This window comes from Exiguobacterium sp. s80 (assembly GCF_018618725.1).
GTDB lineage: Bacteria > Bacillota > Bacilli > Exiguobacteriales > Exiguobacteriaceae > Exiguobacterium_A > Exiguobacterium_A oxidotolerans.
This window is the reverse complement of sequence record NZ_JACSMP010000003.1, coordinates 172,268-198,330: the sequence shown is the minus strand read 5'-3', so window position 1 is coordinate 198,330 and position 26,063 is coordinate 172,268. Positions and strand designations below refer to the sequence as shown.

At 48.7% G+C, this 26,063-nt stretch carries 23 protein-coding genes, 1 tRNA gene and 1 pseudogene; 22 read left to right on the top strand and 3 right to left on the bottom strand.

Going from position 1 to position 26,063, the window contains the following annotated elements:
* Positions 1 to 139: 139 nt before the first annotated feature.
* The 9 genes from ftsE to tnpB all read left to right on the top strand — a co-directional run bounded on the left by ftsE (position 140) and on the right by tnpB (position 13,606).
* Entirely contained in the window at positions 140 to 826 is a 687-nt protein-coding gene (gene ftsE / locus KNP94_RS08895) for a cell division ATP-binding protein FtsE (protein WP_029331385.1), read from the top strand.
* Positions 816 to 1,715 carry a permease-like cell division protein FtsX gene (gene ftsX / locus KNP94_RS08890; protein WP_029331384.1) on the top strand — a complete coding sequence of 300 codons (900 nt, stop codon included), beginning with the start codon at positions 816 to 818 and terminating at the stop codon, positions 1,713 to 1,715. The genes ftsE and ftsX overlap by 11 nt, the downstream gene beginning before the upstream one ends.
* A gap of 38 nt (positions 1,716 to 1,753) precedes the next feature.
* On the top strand, positions 1,754 to 3,088 hold the full coding sequence (locus KNP94_RS08885) for a murein hydrolase activator EnvC family protein (protein ID WP_215115572.1): 1,335 nt from the start codon (positions 1,754 to 1,756) through the stop codon (positions 3,086 to 3,088).
* A gap of 382 nt (positions 3,089 to 3,470) precedes the next feature.
* The gene (locus KNP94_RS08880; protein ID WP_214766833.1) at positions 3,471 to 4,889 is read left to right on the top strand and encodes a S41 family peptidase; all 1,419 of its coding nucleotides are present in this window, start codon (positions 3,471 to 3,473) and stop codon (positions 4,887 to 4,889) included.
* A gap of 19 nt (positions 4,890 to 4,908) precedes the next feature.
* Positions 4,909 to 6,072, top strand: a complete 1,164-nt coding sequence (locus KNP94_RS08875) for a PDZ domain-containing protein (protein ID WP_088837757.1) — start codon at positions 4,909 to 4,911, stop codon at positions 6,070 to 6,072.
* Positions 6,073 to 6,276: 204 nt separating this feature from the next.
* A complete protein-coding gene (gene uvrB / locus KNP94_RS08870; protein ID WP_371816020.1) occupies positions 6,277 to 8,244 on the top strand; it encodes an excinuclease ABC subunit UvrB in 1,968 nt (655 codons plus the stop codon).
* A 1-nt stretch (position 8,245) separates the two neighbouring features.
* Positions 8,246 to 11,101 (top strand): excinuclease ABC subunit UvrA, encoded by a 2,856-nt coding sequence (gene uvrA / locus KNP94_RS08865; RefSeq protein ID WP_214766837.1) that lies wholly within the window; start codon positions 8,246 to 8,248, stop codon positions 11,099 to 11,101.
* 108 nt (positions 11,102 to 11,209) lie between these two features.
* Positions 11,210 to 12,316 carry a DUF4097 family beta strand repeat-containing protein gene (locus tag KNP94_RS08860; protein ID WP_215115570.1) on the top strand — a complete coding sequence of 369 codons (1,107 nt, stop codon included), beginning with the start codon at positions 11,210 to 11,212 and terminating at the stop codon, positions 12,314 to 12,316.
* Between the two features lie 117 nt (positions 12,317 to 12,433).
* Positions 12,434 to 13,606: an IS200/IS605 family element RNA-guided endonuclease TnpB gene (tnpB, locus tag KNP94_RS08855; RefSeq protein ID WP_215115569.1), complete on the top strand. Its 1,173-nt coding sequence runs from the start codon at positions 12,434 to 12,436 to the stop codon at positions 13,604 to 13,606.
* A gap of 189 nt (positions 13,607 to 13,795) precedes the next feature.
* On the opposite strand, the gene KNP94_RS08850 is transcribed toward tnpB, so the two are convergent.
* Positions 13,796 to 14,188, bottom strand: coding sequence for a hypothetical protein (locus KNP94_RS08850; RefSeq protein ID WP_214804300.1), 393 nt, complete (start codon positions 14,186 to 14,188; stop codon positions 13,796 to 13,798).
* A gap of 126 nt (positions 14,189 to 14,314) precedes the next feature.
* Here KNP94_RS08850 and hprK point away from each other — a divergent pair, with 126 nt between their 5' ends.
* From hprK to KNP94_RS08795, 11 genes are all read left to right on the top strand, one after another.
* Complete coding sequence (gene hprK, locus KNP94_RS08845; protein ID WP_029331373.1) at positions 14,315 to 15,250, top strand: HPr(Ser) kinase/phosphatase; 936 nt, start codon at positions 14,315 to 14,317, stop codon at positions 15,248 to 15,250.
* The gene (gene lgt, locus KNP94_RS08840) at positions 15,250 to 16,083 is read left to right on the top strand and encodes a prolipoprotein diacylglyceryl transferase (protein WP_088837753.1); all 834 of its coding nucleotides are present in this window, start codon (positions 15,250 to 15,252) and stop codon (positions 16,081 to 16,083) included. The genes hprK and lgt overlap by 1 nt, the downstream gene beginning before the upstream one ends.
* A 4-nt stretch (positions 16,084 to 16,087) precedes the next feature.
* On the top strand, positions 16,088 to 16,744 hold the full coding sequence (ppaX, locus tag KNP94_RS08835) for a pyrophosphatase PpaX (protein WP_214766841.1): 657 nt from the start codon (positions 16,088 to 16,090) through the stop codon (positions 16,742 to 16,744).
* Positions 16,728 to 17,210, top strand: coding sequence for an acyltransferase (locus tag KNP94_RS08830; RefSeq protein ID WP_214766843.1), 483 nt, complete (start codon positions 16,728 to 16,730; stop codon positions 17,208 to 17,210). Before ppaX ends, KNP94_RS08830 begins: the two co-directional genes overlap by 17 nt.
* A 29-nt stretch (positions 17,211 to 17,239) precedes the next feature.
* Entirely contained in the window at positions 17,240 to 17,620 is a 381-nt protein-coding gene (kapB, locus tag KNP94_RS08825) for a sporulation phosphorelay system protein KapB (RefSeq protein WP_088837750.1), read from the top strand.
* 98 nt (positions 17,621 to 17,718) lie between these two features.
* The gene (locus tag KNP94_RS08820) at positions 17,719 to 19,200 is read left to right on the top strand and encodes a tetratricopeptide repeat protein (protein ID WP_159173409.1); all 1,482 of its coding nucleotides are present in this window, start codon (positions 17,719 to 17,721) and stop codon (positions 19,198 to 19,200) included.
* 60 nt (positions 19,201 to 19,260) lie between these two features.
* The gene (gene trxB / locus KNP94_RS08815; RefSeq protein WP_029331364.1) at positions 19,261 to 20,223 is read left to right on the top strand and encodes a thioredoxin-disulfide reductase; all 963 of its coding nucleotides are present in this window, start codon (positions 19,261 to 19,263) and stop codon (positions 20,221 to 20,223) included.
* A gap of 112 nt (positions 20,224 to 20,335) precedes the next feature.
* Positions 20,336 to 21,205, top strand: coding sequence for an RNase adapter RapZ (gene rapZ / locus KNP94_RS08810; protein WP_029331363.1), 870 nt, complete (start codon positions 20,336 to 20,338; stop codon positions 21,203 to 21,205).
* On the top strand, positions 21,205 to 22,203 hold the full coding sequence (locus KNP94_RS08805) for a gluconeogenesis factor YvcK family protein (RefSeq protein WP_029331362.1): 999 nt from the start codon (positions 21,205 to 21,207) through the stop codon (positions 22,201 to 22,203). The genes rapZ and KNP94_RS08805 overlap by 1 nt, the downstream gene beginning before the upstream one ends.
* Positions 22,200 to 23,156 (top strand): DNA-binding protein WhiA, encoded by a 957-nt coding sequence (gene whiA / locus KNP94_RS08800; RefSeq protein WP_088837747.1) that lies wholly within the window; start codon positions 22,200 to 22,202, stop codon positions 23,154 to 23,156. The genes KNP94_RS08805 and whiA overlap by 4 nt, the downstream gene beginning before the upstream one ends.
* A gap of 82 nt (positions 23,157 to 23,238) precedes the next feature.
* Complete coding sequence (locus KNP94_RS08795; protein WP_029331360.1) at positions 23,239 to 23,475, top strand: hypothetical protein; 237 nt, start codon at positions 23,239 to 23,241, stop codon at positions 23,473 to 23,475.
* Between the two features lie 140 nt (positions 23,476 to 23,615).
* Here KNP94_RS08795 and clpP read toward each other — a convergent pair.
* Both clpP and KNP94_RS08785 read right to left on the bottom strand, forming a co-directional pair.
* A pseudogene (clpP, locus tag KNP94_RS08790) lies at positions 23,616 to 24,200 on the bottom strand (ATP-dependent Clp endopeptidase proteolytic subunit ClpP); the annotation flags it as partial.
* A gap of 180 nt (positions 24,201 to 24,380) precedes the next feature.
* A tRNA-Arg gene (locus tag KNP94_RS08785) sits at positions 24,381 to 24,456 on the bottom strand.
* Positions 24,457 to 24,643: 187 nt separating this feature from the next.
* Here KNP94_RS08785 and KNP94_RS08780 point away from each other — a divergent pair.
* Both KNP94_RS08780 and KNP94_RS08775 read left to right on the top strand, forming a co-directional pair.
* Positions 24,644 to 25,792 carry an RNA polymerase factor sigma-54 gene (locus KNP94_RS08780; protein WP_088837746.1) on the top strand — a complete coding sequence of 383 codons (1,149 nt, stop codon included), beginning with the start codon at positions 24,644 to 24,646 and terminating at the stop codon, positions 25,790 to 25,792.
* Complete coding sequence (locus KNP94_RS08775; RefSeq protein WP_088837745.1) at positions 25,789 to 26,052, top strand: glutaredoxin family protein; 264 nt, start codon at positions 25,789 to 25,791, stop codon at positions 26,050 to 26,052. Before KNP94_RS08780 ends, KNP94_RS08775 begins: the two co-directional genes overlap by 4 nt.
* Positions 26,053 to 26,063: the final 11 nt, after the last annotated feature.

The window sequence follows — 26,063 nt, the reverse complement described above, 5'->3', positions numbered from 1 at the left end:
TATCCCTTTTTTTATGAAAATCAGCCGGAATTGACATTTGATTGTAATGTGGTTTTTTTTCATGCCTGTTATAATGGAAATCGGTAGGTTTTAAGACCTAGCTGATCACCCCCAGTAATCAAATAAGGATGTGAAGTAAGTGATCAAGATGCAACAAGTTAGTAAAATATACCCGAACGGAGTCACTGCACTTCGTGAGGTCAATTTGACGATCAATCAAGGTGAGTTCGTCTATATCGTTGGACCTTCTGGAGCCGGCAAATCAACATTCATGAAGATGATGTACCGCGAAGAGAAACCGACGAGCGGTTCATTTTTGTTTAAAGGAATCGAAGTCGGTAAATTAAAAAACCGTCAAATTCCAGAACTCCGTCGCCAAATCGGCGTCATCTTCCAAGACTTTAAACTCCTCCCGTCACTGACGGTGTATGAAAATGTCGCATTCGCACTCGAAGTTGTCGGAGACGATAAAGCGCAAATCCGTAAAAAAGTAAACGAGGTCCTCGATCTCGTCAAACTCAAACATAAAGCACGGAACTATCCGGATGAGTTATCGGGTGGGGAACAACAACGGATTTCGATTGCCCGAGCAATCGTCAATCGTCCGTCACTCGTCATCGCTGATGAGCCGACGGGAAACTTGGACCCCGATACGGCATTGGATATCATGGAGGTCTTCGAAGAGATTTATCGCCGTGGGACAACGGTCGTAATGGCGACACACAATCGAGACATCGTTAACAAAATGCGTCATCGCGTACTGGCGATTGACGGTGGAAAAATCGTCCGTGACGAAGAGAAAGGAATGTACGGCTATGAAGTTTAATGGATTCCGTCATTTACGGGAAGGGTCGAAAGGTCTTGTCCGAAACGGCTGGATGACATTCGCCTCTGTCAGTGCCGTAACCGTGACATTATTACTCGTCGGAATTTTTGCGATGGTCATGTTCAACGTCAACAAAATTTCAGACAACGTCGAAAAAGACGTCGAAATTCAAGTGTTCGTCGAACGCGAGGCCGATCAAGCAAAAATCGACGCCGTTGGTTCAAAATTAGAACAGATGCCGGGTGTCGCGTCTGTCCGGTACAGTTCAAAAGAAGATGAACTGAATCGTTTTAAAGAACAGTTAGGAGAAGGATCGCAGGCGTACCAGTCGGTCGAGAAGGATAACCCGCTTCACGATCGCTACATCGTCAAAGCAACTTCACCAAATGAGACAGAAACTATTGCAAATACAGTCAAAAAAATGGAAAATATAGATAGTGTCGAGTATGGCGAAGATTACGTCGAGAAGATGTTCAACTTCCTTGAAGGGGTACGCGTCGGTGGAATCATCTTAATTGTCGGTCTGACCTTCATGGCGATGTTCCTCATCTCGAATACGATCAAAGTAACGATTTTCTCGCGTCGTCGGGAAATCGAAATCATGCGTCTCGTTGGAGCGAAAAACGGCTTCATCCGTGCACCGTTCTTCGTCGAGGGACTCTTGATGGGTGTACTCGGAGCATTGATTCCAATCGCTGTCGTCTATTTTGGTTATGAAGTGACATACAATGCCCTTCAACCACAACTCGTATCTTTAAATGCATCAATCTTTAACTTGATTCCACCAGGTGAACTATCCGTTCAAGTCGCATTGATTTTACTTGCGCTCGGTGCCTTCATCGGAGTATGGGGATCAACGACGTCACTCGGACGTTTCTTAAAAGTATAAGTTACGCAAAAACAAAATATAGAGGAGAGATGCTTCTCATGAAGGTTCGATTCTGTTCAGCTGTGCTCAGCTTGGCCCTGGTTGGTTCAAGTGTATCCGTTCACGCCGTGTCTAAAGAAGAATTGTTGAAGGAACAACAGGAGGTCGAGTCCCGTCTGCAAGAGACGGAACGATCACAGAATCAGACATCTGAGAAGTTAATCTTGACGAAAAAAGAACGCCGCCTCGCAGAGGAGCGTTTGGATGAAGTCAACGGCCGTTTGGATGATTTAGCGAGTGAAATTGCAGATCAACAAGCGGCTGTTTCTGCATCAAAAGAAGAGTTGCAAGCGATCGAAGAAGCGATTAAACAAACATTGTCCGAGTTACGGGCGCAGGAAGATTTACTTGGGAACCGGCTTCGTGCCGTTCAGCGGGATGGCGACATCAAATACATCGAAGTGTTGCTCGACTCAAAAGATTTCGGCGATTTAATCTCGCGTTTTAGTACTGTCAGTGAAATCATTAAACAAGATGATGGTGTTTTGAATGCCTATAAAGCAAATGTCACGGAATTGACGGAGCAACGCGCAAGTCAAGAACTCATCCTCAGTCAGCTTAAAAAAGACCAACGGAAACTGTTGATTCTGCAGACGCGGATCATCGCGGAATCTGAGTTGAAACGAAAACTGGTCGTCCAATTGAACGATCAGGTCAAACAATTGAAGCAGGAGCAGTTCACGAAAGCGGAAGAAGCCCAAATCTTAGCGGATCAGCAACAATTGATTAGCACGCAACTGACGGAACTCGAAGAAGCCGCACGTGCCGCTGAACAAGCAAAGATAAAGGCGGAAGCAGAACGTCTCGCCCGTATCGAGGCAGCGAAACGTGAGCAAGCGGAAGCGGACGACGCGCAGGCGGCGGACCGGACGGCATCGCCAACGACGAAAATGCAGCCGGTACCATCTGCGACGGATCATGCAAAGCCATTTCAATTACCTGTCTCCGGTTACGTGTCCAGCCCGTTCGGTCCACGGAACAATCCGTTGACCGGCAAGTCGGAGATTCATACGGGCATCGATCTCGTTAATGCTAAAGGAACACCGATTCAGGCAGCGGCAGGTGGTATCGTCCTGCGCGCCGGAAGTGCGACAGGATACGGGAATGTCGTGATGATCACCCATCTGATCGACGGGAAAGTCTGGACGACGGTTTACGGACATCTTGATTCCGTCGCCGTGGAGGCAGGGCAAACGGTCATGCCGGGGACGGTCATCGGAAAGTTAGGTTCGACAGGCTGGTCGACTGGTCCTCATCTTCACTTTGAGATTCACCAAGGGGAGTGGGCGGTCGGACAACCGAACGCGGTCGATCCAGCCCCGTACATCTTTTGATTGACCTATAGCTCTTTAGCGAAAAGATAGGGTAACCTATTTTTTCAGACTGTAGACAACGTGCTATCGGGAGATCAGGCGTCTTTTTCGTTGCTTTCCTCGGGCGAGGCGCAAGCCGTTGCTCCTTGGATCCTAGCGGACAACGAGCAGGGTCTTGCCTGTCTCTGATAGTGCGTTAACAACGCACTTCTCCCGTAGGAGTCAACGAAACGTGACGCTTTTTAGGTAATATCGTGACGGAAAGCCCGAACGGATTGTCTCTCGATATCTCCTGTTCACTCTCTATAAGAATTTGTCTACACGTTGAAAAGATAGGGTAACCTATCTTTTTTTGCTATACTGAAAAAAATAGCAGGTTTACACCGGAAACGAGGAATCAAGCGTGAAAAAATCTACAACGGCAGTCATAGCAGTCAGTACATTCGGACTTGGCCTAGGGGCAGGCGCAGTCGGTATGTTAGCAACAGGTGGTACCGACACGGTGACGACCAGTTCATCGGGCGAATCGGGGGACTGGAAAAAGGTTGATCAAGTCCGCCAGATGATTTCACAGTATTACCTAGAAGATGTCACGGATCAAGAATTGCTTGAAGGAGCACTCAGTGGGATGACGGAAGTGCTTGACGATCCCTACTCGGTCTACATGGATGAATCGGAAACGGCGTCGTTCAACACGAATCTGTCTTCATCGTTTGAAGGAATTGGCGCGACACTGGAGCAAAAGGGTGAGGCAATTGTCATCGTCGCTCCGATTAAAGGGGCACCCGCTGAAAAAGCAGGAATCAAGCCGGGTGACGTCATTATAGAAATCGATGGCAAGTCGACGAAAGGTCAAAAGACGGATCAAGCTGTCAAAAAGATTCGTGGTGAAAAAGGGACGGAAGTCGTCTTGACGATTCAACGCGGGGGACAAGACCCGATGAAAATCACGATTGAACGCGATACGATTCCGATTGAGACTGTCTATTCCGAAACAGAACAAGTGAACGGAAAAACGATTGGTGTACTCCAAGTAACTCAGTTCTCTGACCCGACTGCAGAAGAGTTCGAAAAGCAACTCGCTGCTCTCGAAGCGAAGAATATCGATGGACTCGTCATTGACGTCCGGGGAAATCCAGGTGGACTGTTGACGGCAGTTTCGAAAATGATTGCGCCATTCATTCCGAAAGATACACCGATTTTCCAGGTCGAAGACAATAAAGGCGACCGGACGCAGGAATTCGGGAAGGCGGACGCGAAGAAACCTTATAACATCGTTGTGTTGGAAGATAGCGGTTCCGCGTCAGCGTCAGAAATTTTAGCCGCCGGTCTGAAAGAAGGCGCCGGTGCAGAAGTCGTCGGTACAAAGTCATTCGGTAAAGGGATCGTCCAAAGTGCGTATGACTTAAAAGATGGTAGTGACCTGAAGCTGACAACGAACAAATGGCTGACGCCAGACGGGAACTGGATTCACAAAAAAGGGGTTAAACCGACCGTTGAAGTCAAACAACCCGCGTATTTCAATGTCACGAAAATATTGACGGATGACAAAGCGCTCAATGTCGGGGACTATGGAAAATCTGTCGAGAATGCACATCTCGTGCTCGAAGCGATCGGTTACGATCCGAAAGGGCAGGATGGGTATTATGGCGACACGATGAAACAAGCAGTCGAACAACTTCAAAAAGATGCCAAGCTCGAAGTCACGGGTAAGATTGACCCGGTGACGGCTTCCGAGATGGAGACACGTCTCTTGAAAAAGTTAGAAGACTCGAAAAATGATGTACAACGCATCAAGGCACTTGAAGTTGCTGCTGAATAAATCACGGAAAGAGGTCTGAATGGGCGTGGAATTATTCGATGGAATCGGTTGGACAGTGATTAGTCTTATCGCTAGTCCAATCCTGTGGTTAGCCATTCTAGTCAGTGTTGTAATCGGTATTCGTCGCGTCAGGCGAGAACGGAACTTGTTCCGCTCGAAATCACGCGATCAACGGACCGACATTTTTGAGACATTACTGCCCGGTCTGCTCGTCGGGATTGTCTTATCTGCAATCAGTTTGAGTTTACAGGTGACCGTCAGCCCGGTCTTCATTGTCGCCTTTACGGCGCTCGCCGCCGTGACATTGGTGATTGGCGTCGTCCGGTTTAACTTGCCGCTTTGGCCGCTCAGCGTTTTGGCACTTATCGGGTGGTTCGTGACGGATGAACGGATGGACGGGATTAAAGAGGTCGACGCGACGACGTTGCTGTTGCTTGCGAGCTTGACGCTGCTGGCAGAATTGGCGCTCGTCGCGTGGCGCGGTCAAAAGCAGTTGTCCCCATCACTCGTCTTATCGAAGCGGGGGCGTTTCATCGGTGGGTTGTCCGCGAACAAACTGTGGTTGATTCCGTTGCTCGTCATTGTTCCAGGCAGTAGTCTCGAGGAATGGTTTCCGCGGTTCGCTTTTCCGGAGTACGTCCCGCTCGTGCTCTTTTTCCCGCTCGGCTTCAGTTTTCTGTTCACAGGAAAATTGCCGGCTGAGTTGATGCGTCCATTGATTCGGGGTCGCGTCATCACATTGTTACTCGCGGTCTTGTTGACACTTGGTGCGTACGTGACGAACCGGGAAGAATGGTTATTCGGTCTACCGCTCCTGCTCGTCTTGCACATCATCTTGCACCAACGGGTCAAACGTTTGAATCGTTCAGCGACACCGATTTTCCTCAATGGAAAACGGGGTGTCGTCATCCTGGGGACGTTCCCTGGATTACCGGCATCAGAAATGGGGCTCGTACCCGGAGAAGCCATCTATAAGGTCAACGGTGATTTTGTTGATTCCGAGACGAGCTTCTATGAAGCGATTCAAAAGCATAAACCGTACTTACGTCTCGAAGTGATGAATCATAATGGAGATGTTCGGTTTGCACAACGGGCTTTTTATGAACAAGATCATCATGAACTCGGCATCATGTTCGTCAGTGAGCCGGGGAATCGCCGGACGAAAATTCGAACGCTTCAATAATGAACATCCTCTATCACGTGAGTGGTAGGGGATGTTGTTGTTTCTTGAGTGAACTTTATCTTTTTCAGAGATAATCCGTACTGGGACTTTTTCTTTTTTGGAAAAACGGGTAACTTCCTAGAAGGAGCACTTCATAATCGAATGTTTGTTCGTAAAGTGATACAATAAAGATAGATTTTTTACGGAATGAGGGGGAAGTTAGCGATGGATTTTGAGTTAGTGTCACCATTTGAACCAGGCGGCGATCAGCCGGCTGCCATTAAACAATTGGTCACCGGCGTCAAGAACGGCGAGCGGCATCAAACGTTGCTCGGAGCGACCGGAACCGGTAAGACGTTCACCGTCTCGAACGTCATCAAAGAGATTAAAAAGCCGACGTTAGTCCTGGCGCATAATAAAACACTGGCCGGGCAACTGTACTCGGAGTTCAAAGAATTTTTCCCGAACAACGCGGTCGAGTACTTCGTCAGCTTTTATGATTACTATCAACCGGAAGCGTATGTCCCGTCGACGGACACGTTCATCGAAAAAGACTCGTCCATCAACGATGAGATTGATAAACTCCGTCACTCGGCGACGTCTGCTTTGTTTGAGCGTGATGACGTCTTGATCGTTGCGTCCGTCTCGTGTATCTACGGTCTCGGTAACCCGGAAGAGTACAATAATCACGTGTTGTCGCTTCGTGTCGGCAACGAGATGGGGCGTAACGAGATGCTCCGTCGTTTGATTGACATTCAATATGAACGAAATGACATCGACTTCCAGCGCGGGCGGTTTCGTGTCCGTGGTGATGTCGTCGAGATTTTCCCGGCGTCACGAGACGAACAATGTGTCCGTGTCGAATTTTTTGGTGACGAAATCGAACGGATTCGCGACATGGATCCGTTGACAGGTGAAATCATCGCCGACCGTGAACATATCTCAATCTTCCCGGCGTCCCACTTCGTGACGGGGGACACACGTCTTCAAAAAGCAATCGCGAACATCGAAGTCGAACTTGAGACGCAACTCGCGAAGATGCGTGAAGACGGGATGTTACTCGAGGCACAACGTCTTGAGCAGCGGACGAACTACGATCTCGAGATGATGCGTGAAATGGGTTACTGCTCAGGAATCGAAAACTATTCCCGTCATTTAAACCTGATGCCGGAAGGATCAACGCCGTATACGCTCATCGATTACTTCCCGAAAGACTTCTTGCTCGTCGCCGATGAGTCGCACGTCACGTTACCGCAAATCCGCGGGATGTATAACGGCGACCAGGCGCGGAAACAAGTCCTCGTCGAGCATGGTTTCCGTTTGCCGTCAGCGAAAGATAACCGGCCGCTTCGTTTTGAAGAGTTTGAAGAGAAGGTCAGTCAAGCAATTTATATTTCAGCGACGCCGGGACCTTATGAGCTCGAGCACTCAAAAGAGATGGTCGAACAAATCATTCGTCCGACAGGACTCGTCGATCCGACGATCGAGATTCATCCGATCACGGGGCAAATCGATTACTTGATGGACAACATCCGGGACCGCGTCGCGAAAAATGAACGGGTTCTCGTGACGACATTGACGAAAAAAATGTCGGAAGACTTGACCGATTATTTAAAAGAGCACGGTGTCAAGGTCAACTACATGCACTCGGAAATCAAGACACTCGAACGGATTGAAATCATTCGCGATCTGCGGCTTGGTAAGTATGACGTCCTCGTCGGGATCAATCTGCTTCGTGAAGGACTCGATATTCCGGAAGTGTCGCTCGTGACGATTCTCGATGCGGATAAAGAAGGTTTCTTACGGTCCGAGCGATCATTGATTCAGACGATCGGACGGGCGGCCCGGAACTCGGAAGGGCACGTCGTCCTGTTTGCAGACAAGATTACGGATTCGATGCAACGGGCAATGGATGAGACGGAACGTCGGCGCAACATTCAGCTCGCGTTCAATAAAGAACACGGCATTACGCCGAAAACGATTCAAAAAGACGTTCGCGGTGTCATCAGTACGACGATTGAAAGTGATGATACGGTCGAAAAACTGGAGAAATTCAATAAACTGAAAAAACCGGAGCGCGAAACGCTACTCGAACAGTTGGATCAAGAGATGCGACAAGCAGCGAAAGACATGCAATTCGAGCGCGCAGCAGAGCTTCGAGATCTTATATTAGAATTGAAAGCAGGTGCCTAAGTTGGGAGACAAGAAAAACAAGATTATCATCAAAGGCGCTCGCGTCAATAACCTTCAAAACATCGATGTTGAAATCCCGCGCGATCAGCTCGTCGTCTTGACGGGCTTATCGGGATCCGGGAAGTCATCACTCGCGTTCGATACGATTTATGCGGAAGGGCAACGACGTTATGTCGAAAGCCTCTCCGCTTATGCACGCCAGTTTTTAGGGCAGATGGATAAACCGGACGTCGATGCGATTGAGGGACTTAGTCCGGCAATTTCAATCGATCAAAAAACGACGAGTAAAAACCCCCGCTCGACTGTCGGGACGGTGACGGAGATTTATGATTACCTCCGTCTGCTGTATGCGCGAATCGGCAAACCGATCTGTCCGAACCACGGGATTGAGATCTCGAGTCAAACGATCAGTCAGATGGTCGACCAAGTGATGGAGTTACCTGAGCGGTCGCGGTTGCAGATTTTGGCACCGATCGTTTCCGGACGAAAAGGGGCGCATGTCAAAGTCTTTGAAGATTTGAAAAAAGAGGGCTTCGTTCGTGTCCGTGTCAATGGCGATACGATTGATTTAACGGATGACATCGCACTCGAAAAAAACAAGAAACACTCGATTGAAGTCGTCGTCGACCGTGTCGTCGTCCGACCGGACGTCGAATCACGGCTCGCCGACTCACTCGAAACAGCACTTCGCCTCGCGGAGGGACGTGTCATCGTCGATACGATGGATGGCAATGAGCTCCTTTTCAGTGAGCATCATGCGTGTCCCATTTGTGGTTTCTCAATCGGAGAACTCGAACCACGGATGTTCTCGTTCAATTCGCCATTCGGAGCCTGTGCCTCATGTGACGGACTCGGGACGAAACTTGAAGTCGATGTCGATCTTGTCGTACCGCATGCAGACAAGTCACTCAATGAAGGGGCAATCGTCGCGTGGGAACCAACGAGCTCACAATATTATCCGCAACTGCTCAAAGCAGTTTGTGAGCACTTTAAAATCGACATGGATACGCCGTTCGAACAGTTGTCAGACGAACAACGCGACATCATCTTAAACGGCAGCTCGAAAGAAGAAATTCACTTCCGTTATGAAAATGACTTTGGCATGGTCCGCAACACGGATCTGTTCTTTGAAGGTGTCTTGAATAACTTGCAACGTCGCTACAAGGAGACGTCATCGGATTACATCCGCGAACAGATGGAAGGATATATGGCGAAAAAAGCATGTCCGACTTGTAAAGGGCATCGTCTGAAACGCGAATCGCTTGCTGTCAAAGTATCCGGTATCCACATCGGAGAAGTGACGAAGATGTCAGTCAAGCAAGCCGTCATCTGGTTCGAAGAGTTACCGGCGAAACTATCGGAAAAAGATCAAACGATTTCGCGGATGATCGTCCGCGAGATTCATGAACGGTCGTCGTTCTTAGAAAACGTCGGTCTCGATTATTTGACGATTTCCCGTGCTGCCGGCACATTGTCCGGTGGGGAAGCGCAACGGATTCGTCTCGCGACACAAATCGGCTCCCGTCTGACAGGTGTCCTCTATGTCCTTGACGAACCGTCAATCGGCTTACACCAACGTGATAACGACCGATTGATCAGTACGCTGAAAACGATGCGCGATCTCGGAAATACGTTGATCGTCGTCGAACATGATGAAGACACGATGATGGCAGCGGATTATCTGATTGATATCGGACCCGGTGCCGGTGATCACGGCGGCTTCGTCACAGCGGCCGGTCGACCGGAAGAATTAATGAACGACGCGAATTCACTGACCGGACAATATTTGTCGGGGAAGAAGTTCATTCCTGTGCCGACTGAACGGAAACAACCAGACGGACGGGCGTTACGAATTAAAAAAGCGTCAGAAAATAACTTAAAAAATGTCGACGTCGATATCCCGCTCGGCTTGTTTGTTGCCGTGACCGGAGTATCAGGTTCCGGGAAGTCGACATTGATTAATGAAATTCTCTATAAGACGATTGCACATGAGATGAACCGGGCAAAAGAAAAGCCGGGAGCGCATAAAGGCATCACAGGACTCGACCAAATCGATAAAGTCATCGACATCGACCAATCCCCGATCGGTCGGACGCCACGTTCGAACCCGGCGACATATACCGGTGTCTTTGACGACATTCGTGATGTTTTCGCTTCGACGAACGAAGCGAAGTTACGCGGCTATAAAAAAGGACGCTTCAGTTTCAACATCAAAGGTGGCCGGTGTGAAGCGTGTCGCGGAGACGGGATCATTAAAATCGAGATGCATTTCTTGCCGGACGTTTACGTTCCGTGTGAAGTCTGTCACGGGAAACGGTATAACCGCGAGACGCTCGAAGTAAAATATAAAGGTAAAACGATTTCGGACGTTCTTGCGATGACAGTCGAAGAGGGACTCGAGTTCTTCGAAAAAATTCCGAAAATCAGTCGGAAGCTGCAAACGATTGCTGACGTCGGATTGACGTACATGCGTCTCGGACAGCCGGCGACGGAACTGTCGGGCGGTGAAGCACAACGCGTGAAGCTTGCTTCGGAACTGCATAAGCGGTCGACTGGGAAAACGATTTACATTCTCGATGAACCGACGACGGGACTGCATGTCCATGATATCGCCCGCCTGTTGAAAGTCTTGCAACGCCTCGTCGACAACGGCGATACGGTCCTCGTCATCGAGCATAACCTCGACGTCATTAAGACGGCGGATTACTTGATTGATCTTGGTCCGGAAGGTGGCGATGGTGGAGGTATGATTGTTGCAACAGGAACACCGGAAGACATCGTGCAAGTCAAGGAATCGTATACAGGACATTACTTGGCACCTGTTTTGGAACGGGACGCAGCCCGAATCGAATCATGAAACTTTTTTGACGGAGGATTCGTAAAAGGGAAGTAAGGGAAGTAGAACGAAAGAGTGAATAAGTTTTCCTGCGTCATAGCGTGTTCAGAAAATAGGAGGGGAATGTTCATGAAACAAGATATGCGTCAGTTGATACTTGAACAGGTAAAAGAAGGAAAGTTGACGATCGATGAGGCACTCGATAAGCTCGAACGCCTTGAAGCACTCGATCAGCAACAATCGACGACAGCAAGTAATCATAAGTATGTCGATGAACCGGAACAGTACGACCGCGTCGATCATTACACGGTTGATTCACTGACGTCGAAAGTGATGTCTGCTTTTGATGGTCTCGTCAACCGGATTAAAGAGAGTGATCTCTCATTAAATCAGACGTCCGGTCCGAACGTCACCTACGTCAAACAATTCCCATTCAGTGGAGAGACGATTCATTTGGATTTATTTAATGCCAATGCCGTCGTCGAACCAAGTGATTTAGAGGAGTGTGAGTTGACGGTGACGGGGCGTCCGCTTCGCCAAGTCAATGAGGAGCAAGCGCTCGAACAACTTCAAGCGTCGCTTCAACATTCCGTCTCCGCTAACACGCTATCGATTCGCTTGAAAGATAAACGCGTCCGGGCGACGATCCACTTAAAGGTTCCGCGTCGTCACTACGAGGCGTTCGTGTTACAGACGTTGAATGGTGAGATTACGTTGTCGTCGCTTGACGCAACGAGCGTTCAACTGATGACAGCGAACGGACGGATCCATGTCCGCGATCTTTACAGTGAGGATTTAAAAGCTTCGACGGCGAACGGTTCGATTGAAGTCGAAGAGTCAGAAGTCAAAATGTTAAAAGCGAAGACGGCGAATGGTCAAATCATCGCGAACGGGGTTTTTGAACGTTCTGAGCTGAAAACCGCGAACGGCAATGTCCGTTGTGAACTCAAAACAGCCCATGACGCGAAGATTCAAGCGTTGTCACTCGCGGGAAGCATCGCTTTGATGTTACCGCATGGTGCTGAAGTATATGGTGAGCTGGAAACAAACTTTGGTGGGTTGAATTGTAACCTCGATGAGATGGAAGTGATTCGCGACCAAAAAGATGTCGTGAACCGTAAACTGCATTTCGTCTCCGGTCGTGATCGGACGCCGAAGATTGAAGTCGAAGCCGATACGAAAACGGGAACGATTTCCGTGACGCACGGTGTTCACTTAAGTCCGCAAGCGTTCTAATCAAAAATAGGCGAGAATACGCCCACTTATAAACGATTCGGGTGAAGCCCGAGTGAAAGTGGGAGATGAATCGCTACCCTCTCTTTCGGGTATATCCTTTGTAAGGAGGTGAACATCATGTTGACTCACAAGGCCTACAAATTCAGAATCTACCCGACAAAAGAACAGGAAATCCTGATCGCGAAGACGATCGGTTGTTCGCGCTTCGTCTTCAACCACTTTTTAGCGAAGTGGGATGAGACGTATAAAGCGACAGGGAAAGGACTATCCTACGGGTCTTGCTCGAAAGAACTCCCGTCGTTGAAGCAGGCGTTCGACTGGCTGAAGGAAGTCGATAGCACTTCTGTGCAGACGAGCGTCAAACATCTTGCTGATGCCTTTGACCGCTTCTTCAAGAAGCAGAACGAACGACCCCGCTTCAAGTCGAAGTGCAACCCTGTTCAATCGTATAAGACGAACATTCAAGGCAAGTCTCAACTTCCTGAAGTCTCGATCGTCGGCACCAAAATCAAAATTCCAAAGCTGAAGTGGGTTCGTTTCGCCAACTCGAGGCAGGTCGTCGGACGCATCTTGAACGCGACCATCCGGCGGAACGTTTCAGGAAAATACTTCGTCTCCCTGCTCGTCGAGCAGGAGAGCAACGAAATGCCGAAGACGGGCTCATCCGTCGGTGTAGATGTCGGATTGAAGCACTTCGCCATCCTGTCGGACGGCACGGTATACAAGAACGACCGTTACTTCCGTTCGCTTGAGAAGAAGCTGGCGCGCGAGCAACGCAAGCTTTCTCGTCGTCAACGGTTGGCCTTGGACAAGAAAGTAACACTTTCCGAGGCGAAGAACTATCAGAAGCAGAAGCGGAAGGTCGCCCGCATCCACGAGAAGATCGCGAACAAGCGAACCGATTTCCTGCACAAGGGATCGACCGAAATCGTCAAAAACCACGACGTCATCGGGATCGAGACCTTGCAGGTGAAGAACATGCAGAAGAATCGCAAGTTGAGCAAGTCCATCTCGGATGTCAGTTGGTCGGAGTTCTTCCGCATGCTCGGATACAAGGCGGCATGGTATGGGAAGACCGTCGTGAAAGTCGGAAAGACCTTCGCCTCTAGTCAACTGTGCTCCCGTTGCGGACATCAACACAAAGACGTGAAGCATCTTGGCTTGCGTGAATGGACATGCCCGAGTTGCGGGATCCATCACGACCGTGATGTGAACGCAGGACTGAACATCAAACAAGAAGCTGAACGCATCCTAGCTTCTTCAACCGTCGGGACGACGGGGTTAGCCTGATCAATTTTCGACCGTTAGGTCGGATTACTCAGGAATCCTCCACCTCTAAGCGAAGCGTAGGTGAAGGTAGTTCAACGCTTCCTGATGAAAATGTATGATCAAGCATCGCAATCAAAAAATGATGTGCGTTTGTCTACAATCAAAAAGAAGGGGATGCGCATCATGTAGATGGCATCCCCTTCTTTTCGATTAGTAGTTATAGTCTTCATCCATCATTGGTTCGTCCCAGTTCATATTGTCGAAGTTGTTCATGTCGTACCCGAATGAAATGAACGTGATGACACCGATAATCGCTAGGACGATTGCGGCAATAATTAAGCCGATTCCCATCCAGCTTTTACGACGGACACGATTCCAATAAAAGATGATGGCAAGAATGAATGAAATGAACGATCCGCTTAAGAAGACACCGATCAATGAGATGATGAAAAATAAGAGCGATGTCTGATTTTGATCACGCGAATAGGACTTCCACATATCGATTAACGAGATGATGATGTAGACGAGTCCGAGGATTGCAAGGATCCCGCATAAAATCATGATGATGATCATTCCGATACCACTACCTGACATATTCATCATTATCAAAACCTCCTTTCTTGTTTTCTCTAACGTTATTCCTTTCCCAAGATTATCAGCTTCTAATCGAATTCATTGATTTTAGCAAAAATATGGTACAATACTTCAAGTGAAAGGGGCTGATTGAGCGTGCAAGCAAAAGTGCGAACAGCTGAAATCGTAAAGCAATTCAATTTAAAAATTGTCACCGGAGAAGAAGGACTACATCGTCCGATTTTGACGGCTGATCTCTGTCGACCCGGTCTTGTCCTCGCTGGTTATTATGCGTATTATCCGGCAGAACGTCTGCAAGTCCTCGGGAAAACAGAATTGACGTTTTTCAACAACCTGACGTATGAGGAACAGCTCGAACGAGCAAACGTCCTCTGTACAGATGAAACACCAGGGATTTTAGTGACGCGCGGGTTTGAGGTACCGGAAGCGATCATCAAAGCAGCTGACGAAACGAACGTACCGCTCTTGACGACGAAGGGACATACGACATCGGTCGAATCTCAAATCACGAACTTCCTCGAAGCGGAACTCGCCCCGACGACAGCGATGCACGGCGTCCTCGTCGATATTTACGGGGTCGGCGTCTTCATCAAAGGGGCAAGTGGGGTCGGTAAATCCGAGACGGCACTCGAACTCGTCAAACGGGGACACCGCCTTGTGGCGGACGACTCCGTTGAAATTCGTCAGACGGGTGACGGCATCTTAGTTGGGACAGCGCCGAAATTGATTCAGCACCTCCTTGAGATTCGCGGAATCGGCATCATCGACGTCATGACGTTGTTCGGTGCAGGTGCTGTACGGTCGCATAAAAAAATCAGCCTCGTCTGTAATCTGGAAATTTGGGATCAAACGAAAGTCTATGACCGCGTCGGTCTTGATCAAGAGACGTTACAAATCATCGATACGGAAATTCCGTTTTTGACGATTCCGGTTCGTCCCGGGCGTAACCTTGCCGTCATCATCGAAGTCGCGGCGATGAACTATCGTCTGAAAAATATGGGCATCAACACAGCAGAAGAATTCGCCGGACGTCTCGCGCAAGCGATCGAAGACGGGAATGGTGGTCTATGATGGGGACACTCGCAACGGTACAACCGACATTCGACCGCGTCGCGATTGAGCTCGGTCCGATTCCAATTTATTGGTATGGTGTCGTCATCGCCTTGGGCGCAATCGTCGGCTTGATGATTGCGATCTTCGAATCGAAGCGGATCGGCTTCAACGAAGAATACGCGGTCGATGTCGTCATCTGGTCGATTCCGATCAGCATCATCTGTGCCCGGATTTACTATGTGGCTTTCGAGTGGCAGTATTACGGTCAACATCTCGATCAAATCATCAACATCCGCCAAGGCGGAATCGCGATTCACGGTGCCATCATCGGGGCGATTTTGACAGTCATCCTGTATACGCGAAAGAAAAACATTTCGTTTTGGCAAATCGCGGATATCCTGGCGCCGTCACTCCTGTTCGGTCAAGCGGTCGGACGTTGGGGCAACTTCTTCAACCAAGAAGCGCACGGGGGAGAGACGACATGGTCGTTCCTGCAAGATACGTTGCACTTGCCGAACTGGATCGTCAATCAGATGTATATCGACGGCGTCTATTACGTGCCGACGTTCCTCTATGAGAGCATTTGGAACATCATCGGCGTCATCTTGTTGATTGTCTGGCGGATGAAGTTCAATCCGCGTCGCGGCTACGTCTTCCTCGGTTATCTCGTCTGGTACTCGATTGGACGTTACTATATTGAAGGACTCCGGACGGATAGTCTGTTGATGGGGGACGGACTGCGGACAGCACAAATCGTCTCGATTTGTTTAATCGTCTTCGGACTCGTCATGATGGTCATCCGGAAAAATGCTGTCCGCTACTTGGATGGAACGACACGGGAGGCGAAGTGAAACGATGATTAATACGATTCTATTTGATTTAGACGGTACGTTGATTGATACGAACCCGTTGATTCTAAAAAGTTTTGAACATACGCTCAGTTACTACTATCCGGAACGGACGTTTACGGAGGCAGAATTGCTTCCGTTCATCGGTCCGACACTGGAAAAATCATTTTCGGAGCTCAACGCCAAGCAGTGGAAAGAGATGGTCGCCTTTTACCGCAGCTATAACATCGCGATGCATGACGCACTCGTCCTTGAATATCCGGGTGTCCTCGACGGTTTACGCCGCTTGAAGGAACAGGGCTACAAGATGGCGGTCGTGACGTCAAAAAGTCGTCGCGTCGCCTTAAAAGGGATTGAACTGTTCGGACTGACGTCACTGTTTGAGACGATCATCGCAGCAGACGACGTGACGGAAGAAAAACCAGCCGTCGAACCATTTGAAAAAGCGATGGCACTTCTCGGTTCGACAACAGACGAGACAATCATGGTCGGGGATAACGACACGGATATCAACGGCGGGAAAAATGCCGGGTTGAAAACCGTTGCTGTCGGCTGGGCCATCAAAGGACGTCCGTATCTCGAAGCATTAGAGCCAAGCGTCATCATCGACTCGATGGAACACCTGAGTGACTGGATCGAGGCGCAAAATGGCACGGCGGACTGATCGCTATCACGTCGGGGCGACGAATCCGTTATGGCACATGTACCGGACGGTTTCGTTCTTCAAGGTCATGTGGTGTTTCCTCATCATTACAATCGGACGGTTTTCACCGTCGCTCCGCTTTAAGAATGGCTTGTACCGGACGTGTCTCCGGATGAAGATCGGCGACCGGACGGCGCTTGCCTTGATGGTGATGCCGGACACGATGTTCCCGGAACGGATCTCGATCGGCTCGAATACGATCATCGGCTTCAACACGACGATTCTCTGTCATGAGTATTTGACGACCGAGTACCGGATCGGCAACGTGACGATCGGTAGTGACGTCTTAATCGGCGCGAACGTGACGATTTTACCAGGGGTGACGATCGGGGACGGTGCTGTCATCGGTGCCGGTTCCGTCGTTCACCGGGACATCTTACCGAACGAACGTGTCTCGAGTCAGCCGCTTCGCCGGCATGAAATGTGACGAAACTGTGAGAAGGAGGTCGATTCGCAATGAATTATATTCGCTTCACCTATAAGACCGGAAAGTATTTCGGAAGATTATTCGCAGAACGTCCACAAGGTCTCGTCGTTGAAGTCCTCGCGGTCGAGAAACATCCGACGCAAGGTGATCTGCATCAACCGAACCAAGTTGACGTACCGCTCTTCCATATCCGTACCGCCTTACATCAACACGAAAAAATCACGGTTTCTCCAAGCGTCGTCTATGCATATGACGGAGAGATTCCAGCGTATTCCGACAGCTTACGCCAAGCATTCGAAAAAGATGTTGAGCGTCTGCAAAACAAGAATCCGCAAGAAGATGCTTTTGTACGAAAATGCTTAGAGAACTACAAGGAACTCGAAACCATTTATGCGAAACGCTGGGCGTAAACCCCGGCGTTTTTTTCTGTTGCAACGCTATCCGAGATAGGTTATTCTTGTCTCTGCAACTACGAAACTAGATTTATATTATGGGGGCTTGAATCACTATGGAATTAACGGAATACAAAGCAGACCCCTTTGCGATTACAACGCGCCAAGCGGAACTTTTTTATTTTCGCGGACGGAAGGCGCATCGGGAAGGGAGACTCGAAGAGGCGGTCTATCATCTTGACGAAGCGACGACGCTTCAACCAGAAGATGTCCGTTACCTACTACGTTACGCACGTGTCCTGTTCGAAACGGGAGAAATCAATCATGCGAACGACGTATTGAAACGTGTCCGTGCACTCGATGAGTCAAATACCGAATCACTCTTTTATTTAGCGAACAACTATGCGCACGTTTCTTTATATGAAGAAGCAAAAGAATATGCGCTCGAATATTTAAAACATGCGCCGGCAGGCAAACACGCAGAGGCATCGGCCGCACTCGTGGAATTGATTGATCTTGAGCAAGAGCTTGAGGATGACGATGAAGATGAGTTGATTCGTCTCCATGCACAAGCCCAGCGCCAAATCGATAAAGGGATGTTGTTTGCAGCACAGGACACACTCGAGTCCTTGATTGCGACGTACCCGACATTTTGGCCAGCCTACAATAACTTGGCAATCGTCGAATTTTATCTCGGTGAAAACGACCGGGCTTTCCATTCGCTTGAACGCGTCTTAGAAGGAAATCCGGGAAATCTCCACGCGCTTTGTAATACGCTCGTTCTCTTACATGAGATGGGGCAGGATGAAGAAGCGCACCGTCTGTCACGGAAGCTCGAACACGTTCGTTCCGTCAATCTTGAAACACGTTATAAAGTCGCATCGACTCTTGCGATTATCGGTCGTCATGACTTAGCGTACGAAGAATTGAAATTGCTCGAACGCCGTGGCTACCGAGGCGATCCATTATTCGGTCACTGGTTATCGATTTCTGCATTCAAAACGGGACATATCGAAGAAGCTGCAGCCTTCTTACAATCAAAAGAGGCCGCGAGCTTACGGGAAGAACAAGAGGCATACGACATTCGTCATAACCTTCAGTTTCGTTCAGCCTTGATTCAAGCGTTGAAAACGGAAGATGATGTCTCACGCATTTTCACGGCTTTGTTACTCGGGAAACTAAATGACGAGGAAGCACGGTTAGCCCTTTCGATGATGCCGGAAGTGACGGATCACGAAGATGTCCTGCAGCTGACAGAACAAATTTTGCATGAGATGAATGGACGGAGCGATATCGTCGATGAACGGATTCATCGTGCCTTACAGACGATTCGTCTCGCAGAACATTACGTATCTGACGAAGAGCGGATGAGCCTTGAAGGCGATTTTTATGAACGGTTTGCCCGACTCGTCCTCAGTGGCGAAACGTTCGACTCGGTCGAAGGTTCAGCCGCTGCATTAATCCATCTGTTTCACGAGTTACGGGAAGGGATGTTGATTGAAGAGTGTGCCGAACTGGTTGATGTCTCCTTTGACGAGGTGGCGATGACGATTCGTGCCTACAAACAACACCTGACACCTGCTCGGGCAAAATGTTAGACGTTTGCCATATTCTCACCTATACTCAAATTACAACGAAACTTAAGATGGGGTGGAAACATGACAGAAACTGCTGAAAAAATTTATGATGTCATCATCATCGGTGCAGGTCCTGCCGGAATGACGGCAGCACTTTACGCATCACGCGCAAACCTTTCAACACTGATGATCGAACGCGGTATTCCAGGCGGTCAAATGGCCAACACGGAAGATATCGAAAACTATCCGGGATACGACAGCATCCTCGGACCGGACCTTTCACAAAAAATGTTCGATCACTCGAAAGCATTCGGCGCAGAATATGCGTACGGTGACGTCCGTAGCATCGAGGATGGACGTGCTTTTAAAACGGTCCATGCACACAACAAAGATTATCATGCGCGGGCGATCATCATCGCATCGGGCGCACAATATAAGAAAATCGGTGTACCGGGCGAAGAAGAGCTCGGCGGCCGTGGTGTCTCGTATTGTGCCGTTTGTGACGGAGCTTTCTTTAAAGAAAAAGAATTGTTCGTCATCGGTGGTGGGGATTCAGCGGTCGAGGAAGGTGTCTACTTGACACGTTTCGCGAAAAAAGTCACAATCGTCCACCGTCGTGAAGAATTACGTGCACAAAAAATTCTTCAAAAACGTGCGTTCGATAACCCGAAAATCGATTTCATCTGGAACCATACCGTCAAACAAATCAACGAACAAGACGGTAAAGTCGGTTCGATTGATTTAATCAATACGAAAACGGCAGATGTGACGACACATCCAATCGATGGTGTCTTCATCTACATCGGAATGAACCCGATCACAGGTTACGTCCAAGATCTTGGTATCTTGAACGATCAAGGATATGTTGTGACGAACGAAGGCATGGAGTCAAACATCAAAGGAATCTTCGCAGCTGGAGACGTCCGTGAGAAAACGCTCCGTCAAGTCGTTACGGCAACGAATGATGGTTCGATTGCTGCTCAAAATGCACAGCATTATATCGAAGCGTTACTCGAGGAATTACAGGAATCATCACAGGTGTAAGACAGGAACCAGCTTTGTTGGAGGGGACTTCAATGAGGCTGGCTCTTTTTTTATGCTATACTGAATTTGGAATAAAAAATACACGCGGAACTGTTGTCTGGAGGGCGAAAAGATGGAAGAGAATCAACCGCAATTGGTCATCATCACGGGAATGAGTGGAGCTGGAAAGAGTGTCGCCATGAATAGCTTTGAGGACTTAGGCTACTTCTGTGTCGACAATCTCCCACCGACGTTACTGCCGCAATTGATTGAAGTGATTGGGCAAGTCCGTCCGAAAATTGCCGTCGCCATCGATACACGTGCTCGTGATTTTATTGATAGTTTCTTTGTCGTTTACGAAGATTTGAAAAAAACGAACCTGCAGATTCGGATGTTGTACTTAGACGCACGCAATGACGTCCTCGTGCGCCGCTATAAAGAGTCGCGGCGTTCGCATCCACTGGCGCCGACTGCGTCACCACTGATCGGTATCGAGCGAGAGCGGACGTTGCTCGAAGGATTCCGTGACAAGGCACAGATGCTGATTGATACGAGTGACATCAAACCGCTTGCACTGAAAGAACGCTTGCTCAAAGAATTTACGGAAGGGGAACGGATTCCCTTTACCGTCAATGTGATGTCATTTGGTTTCAAGCACGGACTGCCGCTTGATGCCGATCTCGTCTTTGACCTTCGTTTTCTGCCGAACCCGTTTTACATCCCGGAGTTACGTCCGAAAACGGGACTCGATCTCGAAGTATCGTCATACGTCATGAAGTGGCCGGAAGCAAAATTGTTCTATAAAAAGCTTGTCGACTTGCTCGAGTTCCTGATTCCCCAGTACGAACGGGAAGGAAAATCACAACTCGTCGTCGCCCTCGGCTGTACAGGCGGTAAACACCGCTCGATTACGTTTGCGGAAGCAATCAGTAAAGAATTTGAAAACCAGTATCACGTCGTCACGAATCACCGGGATTATGTTCACGCGAAGGAGGAAAAGTAATGAAATGGGAACGGAAAGTCGTCGCGATTGGCGGTGGAACGGGCTTGTCGACTCTTTTGCGTGGACTGAAGCATTATCCGCTCGACATCACGGCCATCGTCACAGTCGCGGATGACGGGGGGAGCTCGGGGCGCTTACGGACAGAGTTCAACATGTTGCCGCCGGGTGACATTCGAAACGTCATCGTCTCGCTATCGAAGTCCGAGACATTGATGGACCGGATCATGCAGTACCGTTTTGAAACGGGAGAAGGACTTCACGGTCACTCGCTCGGAAACTTGATGCTGACGGCTGCGACGCAGCTCTGTAACGGCTCGTTCGTCGAGGCGATTGGCGTCATGGGACAACTGTTGAATGCGGAAGGGAAAGTCTATCCGGCGACGGAGCGGACGATTACGTTATGTGCCGAGTTCGAAGACGGGACGATTGTCAAAGGCGAGTCGTTGATTCCGAAAGTCGGAAAGGTCATCGAGCGGATTTATTTGGAAGAAGAAGATGTCCGTCCGGTACCGGAAGCGATTCAAGCAATCCTTGAGGCCGATGTCATCGTCCTCGGACCAGGGAGTCTCTATACGAGTATCATCCCGAACGTCTTGATTGATGAAATCCGGGAAGCGATTAAACAATCGCTTGCACCTGTCGTCTATATTTGTAACGTCATGACGCAACCGGGTGAGACGACGGCCTTCACGGCAAATGATCACTTGACTGCGCTCGAACGTTTTCTTGGTCAAGGTGTCGTCGATACAATCATCGTCAATAACGAATCAATCGATGCAAGCTATTTGCGAAAATACCAAAAAGATCATGCCGATATCGTCACTTACGATGATGAACGTTTCGTCGAGGCGGGAATTGAAGTGCTCGCGGACGATATCGTCGACTATAACCATCATTTCATCCGTCATGACGCGGACGCGGTCGCGAGCCTCGTCATGCGGAAAGTATTATCGATTCGACGGGTGCGTCAACTCGAAGGGAAGGAGGAATTGACGTGAGTTTTGCTTCAGAAGTTAAAAAAGAATTAACACAGATTGCCATCACGGATCACGAGATGAAGGCGGAATTAGCGGCGCTCGCACGGATGAACGGTGCGATTTCGTTCGGACTCGGCCGCGGATTGACACTTGATATTTCGACTGAAAATGCGTCGATCGCGCGACGGATTTATTCATTATTAAAACGGGCATACGGGGTCCATCTGGATCTACTCGTCCGAAAGAAAATGCGCCTCAAAAAAAATAACGTCTACATCGTTCGCGTGAAGCAACAAGCCGATAAGATTCTGCAGGATTTAGGCATCCTCGGCGAAGGATTCACGATGATTCGTTCAATCAGCGATACGATTTTAAAAGATGAACGGCGGGCACGTGCCTATTTACGGGGGGCGTTCTTAGCCGGAGGGTCACTGAACAATCCGGCGACGTCGTCGTACCATTTAGAAATCTTCAGTCTCTATGAGGATCACAATGCGGCGCTTCGGAGTTTGACGAACCAATTCGATTTGAATGCAAAAGCAATCGAGCGTAAGAAAGGGCACATCCTCTACATCAAGGAGAGTGAAAAAATCTCTGATTTCCTCAAGGTAGTCGGGGCGACCCATTCGATGCTTCGTTTTGAAGATGTCCGGATTTTAAAAGATATGCGGAATTCGGTCAATCGTCTCGTCAACTGTGAGACAGCGAACCTCAACAAAACGGTCGGGGCAGCGCTTCGCCAAGTGGAGAACATCAAATTTCTCGAACGGACGGTCGGACTCGATGTCTTACCGGACAAGTTACGGGAAATCGCGATTTTACGCGTGACGCATCAAGACGTGACGCTGCAAGAGCTCGGCGAGATGGTCGAGAGCGGCTCCATCTCAAAATCAGGGATCAATCATCGATTGCGGAAAATTGATCAAATCGCGGATAAACTCCGGAATGGTGAGTCGTTGACAGGTGCGCTCTAAAGGGGAAACTTGCGAGATGAACCATAGTCTACTATAATATATAGTCGATGCAACTAAATGTTCGAATTAAGGAGTTTTTGAAATGGCTAACGAAAAAAAACGTATTTCGCTGACAGTCGATGCGAAATTTGATGAAGTCTTGACGAAAAAAGCAAAATCAATCGGTGTACCGAAAAGTACACTCGTGACATTCGCAACATCACTCTTCCTTAAGCAATTGCAAGCAGAAGAAGAGCTTTCACCACATGCGAACGGGATTTACACATTGATTCGTGAAAACCACGACATCGTGTCTGATATTACAGATCTCATCGACTAACACAAACGATCCTTTTCAGGTTCGGGACGAACTTTCATGATTCAATGAAGTTCATGCCTGGCGTGGAGAGGATTTTTTTTGAAGACAACAAAAAAACGACCGCTGATGTAAAAACATCAACGGTCGGTCGGGTTAACAGATTAAGCGCGCTCCATGACGCGGTCGATGAGACCGTAGTCAGCTGCTGCTTGAGCAGACATGAAGTTATCACGCTCTGTATCGCGTTCGATGACTTCAAGTGGTTGTCCTGTGTTTTCTGCCATGATTTTGTTTAAGTGTTCACGCATTTTGATGATACGTTCTGCATGAATTTTAATGTCTGACGCTTGTCCTTGTGTGCCGCCGAGCGGTTGGTGAATCATGATCTCAGCGTTTGGAAGGGCAAAACGTTTTCCTTTTGCGCCTGCTTGTAAGAGGAACGCACCCATTGAAGCGGCCATTCCGATACAAATTGTTGAAACTTGTGGTTTGATGAAGTTCATCGTATCGTAAATCGCCATACCCGCCGTGATTGAACCGCCCGGGCTGTTGATGTAGAGCGAAATTTCTTTATCTGGATCCTCTGCTGCTAAGAAGAGCAACTGGGCAACGACTGAGTTGGCGACGTTATCGTCAATCGCGCTCCCGAGAAGAATGATACGATCCTTGAGCAAACGTGAATAGATATCGTAAGCACGTTCCCCGCGGTTGGTTTGTTCGATGACTGTTGGAATTAACATAGTCTTTGCCTCCTTATGATGGTATGTAGCTCATATTCGACTTATTCCTATCATAATCCTTTGGTCAATATTGGTCAAAAGATACGATGCGACTTTTATGTATTTTTCCTGAATGGCATTGAATTAAACATATCAATATAGAAAAAAAGGCAATACCGCGAACGGCATTGCCTGTAGATTCAAAGATGGTACACCCGGAGAGATTTGAACTCCCGACACCTGGTACCGGAAACCAGTGCTCTATCCCCTGAGCTACGGGTGCATGTTTTTTACTGAACAATTAATAGTATACCGACATTTTTTCAGGAAAGCAATACTCGATTGATAAATTCAACATTTTTTTTCGGGCGAAAGATGCTTAAGGAGGACTTTCTAGACGGTCGGAAGATTTTTTCCTCTATACTATATAGAAGAGTTAAAGATGCAATGGAATGAAGGGAGATCCGACGATGGAACAGCGCCAGGAACAGACGCAACGGATGACGTTATCGACGTCCCAATTGTTTCAGTTGACGATTCTTGAAGAATCATTTGCTGAACTCGAAGAACATGTATACCGAATCATACGCCGGACAAGCGCTTATCGGAATAATCTCAGTAAAACAATCGACGTTGATTTTGGCCGCGTCGCAGACCGTGTCGCTTCATTTGAAGCGACGCTTCTTCAGCAAATACGTTTAGAATCGGTGAGACAGGAAATAGGATATATGGCGGAACAACTCATGACGTACTTAGATACGGATGGATTATTGCGGACGACGGATGCGCAACTGGCAACATTGTTAGAGGCGGACGTCAGTCTCGTAAAACAAGCACGACACGTTTTACAACGGTGTGAACCGACGGGAATTGCGGCACGTTCCGCGCACGAATGCCGGTTGTTGCACGCGCTCGAACTAGATGACGCGTTATTGATTGATGTCGCGACGGATTTGAATGAAGGGATTGCTGTCAAACAAGTACTTCAAGACATTGATGATGCAACAGACCGGATACGGATCAAAGCGGCGCTCGATCGGTTACCAAAAGCACCGGTCCTTCCGGAGACGACCGTTCTGACGATTCCGGAAGCAGACATCGAATTCCGTGACGGCGAGTTGACGATCAACTGGTCTGATCTCGAAATCGACCGGAGCTGGGCGGACCTCGATGAAGCAAAACCGTTCTTGAGTGCATATGAACGGAGACGGACGACGCTTCGGGCGATTCTGGACGTCATCATCGAGCGACAGCTCAATTGGTTTAAAGGAAAGCTCGAGCTCGCGCCGCTGACGAAAAAAGAAGTGGCGGAAGTGACGGGGCATCATCCGTCGACGGTTGGACGGGCGATTGCGAACAAAACGGTCAAGACGATTCAGGGCACGATGTTACTCGAAGATTTTTTCGTCTCACGGACGACGACCGGGACGTCGAGTTTCTTAGTTAAGGTCCGGATCGCTCAACTGCTCGAAGCGTCGCCTGTTCCGATGAGTGATCAACAATTGACGGACCGTCTCACAGCGGAGGAGATTACGGTCGCGAGACGAACGGTCGCAAAATATCGGGCAGCCCTTGGTTTGACCCAAGCGGACTTCGAGAGACGAGAGGCGAATTCATGATGCGAACAAAAGAAAACATGCACTTAACACTCTATTCACGTCCGGGTTGTACACTATGTGAGGAAGCCGCCATCTTGCTCGATTTTGTATTAGATGAATTTCCCGAATGGACATTCGAAGAAATCAACATTGACAACGATGCGGCGCTCAGTCTGAAGTACCTCTACGAAATACCGGTTCTCGCACATCAAAACGAAATCTTAAGTTATGGAAAATTTGAGACGGAGGCGGTAAGAAATCGTTTACTTGAAAAAAGATGACGGTCGAGACT

Excerpts from the sequence above, each read along its gene's own strand:
- trxB (WP_029331364.1), top strand. The coding sequence starts at position 19,261 with ATGACAGAAACTGCTGAAAAAATTTATGATGTCATCATCATCGGTGCA.
- KNP94_RS08875 (WP_088837757.1), top strand. The coding sequence starts at position 4,909 with ATGGGCGTGGAATTATTCGATGGAATCGGTTGGACAGTGATTAGTCTT.
- KNP94_RS08885 (WP_215115572.1), top strand. The coding sequence starts at position 1,754 with ATGAAGGTTCGATTCTGTTCAGCTGTGCTCAGCTTGGCCCTGGTTGGT.
- ppaX (WP_214766841.1), top strand. The coding sequence starts at position 16,088 with ATGATTAATACGATTCTATTTGATTTAGACGGTACGTTGATTGATACG.
- KNP94_RS08795 (WP_029331360.1), top strand. The coding sequence starts at position 23,239 with ATGGCTAACGAAAAAAAACGTATTTCGCTGACAGTCGATGCGAAATTT.
- KNP94_RS08805 (WP_029331362.1), top strand. The coding sequence starts at position 21,205 with ATGAAATGGGAACGGAAAGTCGTCGCGATTGGCGGTGGAACGGGCTTG.
- KNP94_RS08850 (WP_214804300.1), bottom strand. The coding sequence starts at position 14,188 with ATGATGAATATGTCAGGTAGTGGTATCGGAATGATCATCATCATGATT.
- kapB (WP_088837750.1), top strand. The coding sequence starts at position 17,240 with ATGAATTATATTCGCTTCACCTATAAGACCGGAAAGTATTTCGGAAGA.
- tnpB (WP_215115569.1), top strand. The coding sequence starts at position 12,434 with ATGTTGACTCACAAGGCCTACAAATTCAGAATCTACCCGACAAAAGAA.
- KNP94_RS08775 (WP_088837745.1), top strand. The coding sequence starts at position 25,789 with ATGATGCGAACAAAAGAAAACATGCACTTAACACTCTATTCACGTCCG.
- KNP94_RS08860 (WP_215115570.1), top strand. The coding sequence starts at position 11,210 with ATGAAACAAGATATGCGTCAGTTGATACTTGAACAGGTAAAAGAAGGA.
- ftsX (WP_029331384.1), top strand. The coding sequence starts at position 816 with ATGAAGTTTAATGGATTCCGTCATTTACGGGAAGGGTCGAAAGGTCTT.
- KNP94_RS08830 (WP_214766843.1), top strand. The coding sequence starts at position 16,728 with ATGGCACGGCGGACTGATCGCTATCACGTCGGGGCGACGAATCCGTTA.
- KNP94_RS08780 (WP_088837746.1), top strand. The coding sequence starts at position 24,644 with ATGGAACAGCGCCAGGAACAGACGCAACGGATGACGTTATCGACGTCC.
- uvrB (WP_371816020.1), top strand. The coding sequence starts at position 6,277 with ATGGATTTTGAGTTAGTGTCACCATTTGAACCAGGCGGCGATCAGCCG.
- rapZ (WP_029331363.1), top strand. The coding sequence starts at position 20,336 with ATGGAAGAGAATCAACCGCAATTGGTCATCATCACGGGAATGAGTGGA.
- lgt (WP_088837753.1), top strand. The coding sequence starts at position 15,250 with ATGGGGACACTCGCAACGGTACAACCGACATTCGACCGCGTCGCGATT.
- KNP94_RS08820 (WP_159173409.1), top strand. The coding sequence starts at position 17,719 with ATGGAATTAACGGAATACAAAGCAGACCCCTTTGCGATTACAACGCGC.